Raw genomic sequence first — 4,956 nt, forward strand, 5'->3', positions numbered from 1 at the left:
TTAAAAAGGTTATAATTCGCCTTATGAAAGAGCCATATATCTGGGATAACTATTCCGACCAACCATATCCATTGCAAGACAAAGATTATAAAAAGAGGATGAGAAAAAGCCAGCTTTTCTCACTTGTAAAAACCTTTTTTATCTCACTTTTTGTATTACCGTTTTCAATCATAATGACACCTTTTGTCAAAAGAAAAAAAATCAACTCTAGTGATTTCTTCTGTCTTGGCCTAGATTTTGAGAGAGAGCCAAAAGAGGCCCTTGAGATGCTTCGTGAGCTGGAGATTGAGAGAGTTTTACTTAGAGTAAAACTTTGGGAGATGGATAAGCTTCCACTCTTAAGAGAGTTTATACTTAAGTGCAAAGATAAAAAGATAACGCTCAAGATTCTTCAAGACAGAGAACATATAGAAGACCTCTTGCTTTTGCAAAAAGATTTAGAAACTATTTTTAGCACTCTTTCGCCTTATGTAGATATGTTTGAGATTGGCTCTACGATAAACCGTGCAAAATGGGGATTTTTTAGCGTTGATGAATATATTCGTTTCTATCAAGTTGCTTATGATTTAAAAAAATCAAAGTTCAAAGATATAAAGTTGATAGGTAGTGGAGTTATTGACTTTGAATACCACTTCACTGCTCATACACTTTTTAACTCTCTTGAGTACAGATTTGATGGCACATCTTCACTCTTATATGTTGATAGACGAGGTGCGCCTGAAAATATGCAGATGGGCTTTACTCTTCAAGATAAAATATCACTTCTTAGCACTATGGTTTGGCTTAGTCCAAAAAGTGAGCATGAGTTACATATTACAGAAACAAACTGGCCTATCTCTGGCACAGCACCTTATGCACCAACTAGTGAGTATGAGTGTGTAAGCGAAGAGTTATACGCAGATTTTATGCTTCGCTATCATCTCTTAGCCTTAGCTTCTCAACAAGTTGACTCTCTCTCATGGCACCAGCTTATAGCTTCTGGTTATGGGCTGGTTGATGCTAGAGATGTCCTTAGAAAAAGAAAAGCATTTAAAGTTTATAAATACATGTTAAAAACACTAAAAGATGCACAGTTTTTAAGGCTTGATATAAAACGTGGATACTATATCCTGCAGTTTTTAGTAGAAAACCAGCTCCTTCAAATTCACTGGTCGCTGCGTCCAACAACTCTGAAAAAAGAAGATTATTTTAACGTCTTCTCATACAGTGGCAAAAAAATAGAAGATACAAAGCTAAGTATAGGCTCATCACCGCTTTATATATTTATAGAAAATGAAACAAAAAAAAAGGATCTCGGTGAAGTTTAAAAATCAATTTACACAAATAGGATGGGTACTCTTTTTTGCATTTTTTATCATGATGATAATTAGATTGCAACTGTTGGTTATGTACCCTTCTGACTTCAATGACTTAACACTTATACAGACTATACAGTCTTTATTTATGGGCTTTAGAGTTGATACAATCACTCTTTTTACATTCTCATTTATTTTTATAATACCACTTATTTTTATTAAAAATATTACGGCAAGAAAAGTTATAGGCATATTATGGGCAGTTATTCTGTTAGCTATTTTTACTATATCTTTTAGTGATGTTTTATACTTTAATTTTACACATAAGCATATTTCAAATGAAGTTTTTAATCTAGGAGATGACTTCAATATCATCACAAACATAGCTTTTAACTCATACTTAATATATACAGTTTTAGCATCTCTCTTCTCACTTTTTACTTTTTACCTTTTTTATACTATTTTCTCAACTCAACCTATTACTTTTGTTGGCGGGAAAAAGTTAATAATTTTTTCTCTCATTGTTTTACTAATACTTTTTTTAGGAATAAGAAATAAAACGTCTGGTAAATCCTTTGGCTCTTCTGATGCATTTGCTGTGAGTAAAATCAGTTCTGGAAACCTAGCCTTGAATGGATGTTTTACTCTTTATAGAGCTGCTCAAGGTGGAGAAAGACACAACCTAATTGACTTAAATAAAGCGATTGATATAACAAAAAACTCTCTTTATACTCCAAATGCAACATACCCTGATGAAAATTATCCTCTTTTTAAAAGCTACCCATCAAAACAGAAAGAAAAATACAATGTTGTAATAGTTTTACTAGAGTCATGGGGCGCTGAACATATTGATGGGTTTACAAAGTACAAAGAGTTAAATGTAACTCCATTTTTCAAACAATTAAGCAATGAATCTTTAAAATTTACAAATTTTTATGCTAATGGCTTTCGTTCTATCTTTGGTATCACTTCTCTTTTTACGGGCATCACTCTACCATCTGGATTTCAATATTTAGGAAGAGGCTTAGAACTCTCAAATATAAGTTATTTAGGCAGAGTTGCAAAAGACAATGGATATTCAACAATGGCTATGCAAGGTGGTAATAGAAGATCATATAGAGTGGATGCTGTAACACATATTGCAGGGTTTGATGATTATTATGGAGCAGAAGACATTCCAAATATTGAAGTAATTGAAGAGGGTAAAGAGGCGCGTACAGGCACATATGATTACAATCTTTTAGATTTTTATAATAAAAAAATCTCTGAGCTAAAAGAGCCATTTTTATCTTTTGCATTTACTTCTACAAATCATCCTGACCTTTATCTCCCAAGAGCTGAGTTTGAGAGATACCCTCATGCTTTAAATAACTACTATGGCGAATTAAATGCGTATCTTTACGTTGATAACGCTATTGAAAAATTTATGAATAGTGCAAAAAAAGAGCCTTGGTTTGATAGAACAATCTTTATTTTTACAGCAGACCATGGAAATGGCGATGCATTAAATAAAATCGGAAAAGAACTACGTGACAACCCAGAGAAGTTAGGCTCAATTGAGCATTATAGAATTCCACTAGTTATATATGCACCCAAAATATTTGAACCTCAAGAGATAAAAACTCTTGGATCTCAAAATGATATATTTCCAACAATAGTTGACATGCTAGGTTTTGAAGCAAACATTACAACTATAGGAAACTCACTTTTTGATAATGATGTAAAAGAGAGATTTGTATATCTTTTTGGAGGGGATGTAATTGGTTTAATTAATAATGACGGATATATCATTCATAACTTCAAAAAAACAGTAGAAAAAAAAGGAAATAACCATCAATATTTAAAAGAGTTGCTTTTTTCAGTGGATACAGCAGAAGCCGAGCTACTTCAGTCAAATAGATGGGCAAAATGAAAATTTTAATTATATTACCAAACTGGTTAGGCGACGCAGTTATGGCAACTCCAGCCATTGAACTATTAGCAAAATATTATCCTAGCGCAAGATTTACATTTGTTGGAAGTTATGTATCTATAGAAGCTTTAAAATATCACCCTCTTTGTGAGGAAGCTATAGTTGATGAGACAAAAAAAGCTCCAAACAGGATGAAAGCAACTTATCAACTTGCAAAAAAACTAGGTAGTTTTGATATGGCAATCTCTTTTAGAAATCAAATTCACGCTTCACTGCTATTAAAACTAACTGGAAGTGTAGTTTGCGTTGCTAAAAAATCATGGCACTCTGCTTTTTTACTCTCACACACTCCAACTATCAAAGCAGATAAACACTTAAGCAAACAATACAGCGAACTAGCTATGATTAACACAGATGCGTGGGATAAGGTCACACCAAAACTAAGACTTTATATAGAGCCAAAAAAATTTGATAAGCCAACTATGGGTATAAATGCAGGAGCTACTTATGGAAGTGCAAAACGATGGTATCCTGAGAGATTTGCTCAAGTAGCAGCTGAATTTAGCGATAGATATGAAATCATAATTTTTGGCGGACCAAATGAGGTTGATATGGCAAAAGAGATAGAATCATCTCTAGTGGCATCAAATATTACAAGCTATGTAAATCTAGCTGGAAAAACAGATATTAGAGAGCTTTGCTCACTTATTGGTGGTTGTTCTTTATTTATAACAAACGACAGTGGGCCTATGCATGTAGCATCTGCTTACAATGTACCAACTATATCAATTTTTGGTCCAACTAAACATCACGAGACATCCCAATGGATGAATGAAAAAAGTACGATTGTGCGCCACGATATGGAGTGTTCTCCATGTATGAGAAGAGAGTGTCCACTTGGGCATCATGAGTGTATGAAGAGTATTACGGCATCTGAAGTTATAGAAGCCGTAAAAGAGTTAAATCTATAAGACTAAAATAAAAACTTAAGTCCAAAATAGAGTGAATCGTTATACTCAATATCAACACGCTTATAGTTAGTATCCATATGTCTATATCCAACCACTAAGAAACCATTTTTTATAGCTTCTGCCTCTAGTGTTACTCTATACTCTAAAAAATCTTCAGCTTTATCATAAGAGAGTACTTCTGGAGCAACATAAAGAGCACCACCTAAATAAAACGGAACACTTGAAGGTATTGGCAACTTATATGTAGCCTCTATCCCTAGTGGAGTTGAGACAAAATCTTTAGTATGGTTTAATTTAAACCCTAGTCCAAGCCTAAAGTCACTACTAACGTCTCTTTGCATTAAAAAGTTTATCTCTTGATAATCATCTATACTTCTTGCATCACTATGTTTCTCATCAGCGTTTAGGTATTTAGCCCCTAAAAAAATTGTATTTGGTTCAACACCATCATTGAATTGTCCCATGTCTATTCTTGCTGATAACTCTATATCTGAGTTATTTATATTTACCTCTGCGCTATGCATTGCAAAAGCAGATACTGCGCAAAGCGTAATTATTGATATTTTTTTAAACATCTACATCTCCTTTTATTTTTTGGATTGTTTTTGTAGTACTTTTCCCATCTACAAAATCAACCAACTTTAGTTCATGAGCAAACTCTGTTCCGATGACATTTTTACCTTCGTAATCGCCACCCTTAATAAGTGTATCTGGTTTTATCATCTTTATAAGCTCATAAGGTGTATCTTCTTCAAAAGGAACAACAAAATCAACCGCT

General features: G+C 33.5%; 4 protein-coding genes and 1 pseudogene. 3 read left to right on the forward strand and 2 right to left on the reverse strand.

Features of this window, described 5'->3' with window-relative positions; all coding sequences use genetic code 11:
* From PHI38_RS09045 to waaF, 3 genes are all read left to right on the forward strand, one after another.
* Window positions 1-1,307 (forward strand): hypothetical protein (locus PHI38_RS09045; RefSeq protein WP_299855324.1); only part of this gene is annotated, 1,307 nt, incomplete at its 5' end.
* Window positions 1,297-3,207 carry an LTA synthase family protein gene (locus PHI38_RS09050; RefSeq protein WP_299855327.1) on the forward strand — a complete coding sequence of 637 codons (1,911 nt, stop codon included), beginning with the start codon at window positions 1,297-1,299 and terminating at the stop codon, window positions 3,205-3,207. The genes PHI38_RS09045 and PHI38_RS09050, both read left to right, overlap by 11 nt.
* On the forward strand, window positions 3,204-4,178 hold the full coding sequence (waaF, locus tag PHI38_RS09055; protein WP_299855329.1) for a lipopolysaccharide heptosyltransferase II: 975 nt from the start codon (window positions 3,204-3,206) through the stop codon (window positions 4,176-4,178). Before PHI38_RS09050 ends, waaF begins: the two co-directional genes overlap by 4 nt.
* Window positions 4,179-4,180: 2 nt before the next feature.
* On the opposite strand, the gene PHI38_RS09060 is transcribed toward waaF, so the two are convergent.
* Window positions 4,181-4,753 carry a hypothetical protein gene (locus tag PHI38_RS09060; RefSeq protein WP_299855332.1) on the reverse strand — a complete coding sequence of 191 codons (573 nt, stop codon included), beginning with the start codon at window positions 4,751-4,753 and terminating at the stop codon, window positions 4,181-4,183.
* A pseudogene (locus tag PHI38_RS09065) lies at window positions 4,746-4,956 on the reverse strand (bifunctional heptose 7-phosphate kinase/heptose 1-phosphate adenyltransferase); the annotation flags it as partial. The gene PHI38_RS09060 and the pseudogene PHI38_RS09065, both read right to left, overlap by 8 nt.

Source organism: Sulfurimonas sp. (assembly GCF_028694895.1).
Lineage (GTDB): Bacteria > Campylobacterota > Campylobacteria > Campylobacterales > Sulfurimonadaceae > Sulfurimonas.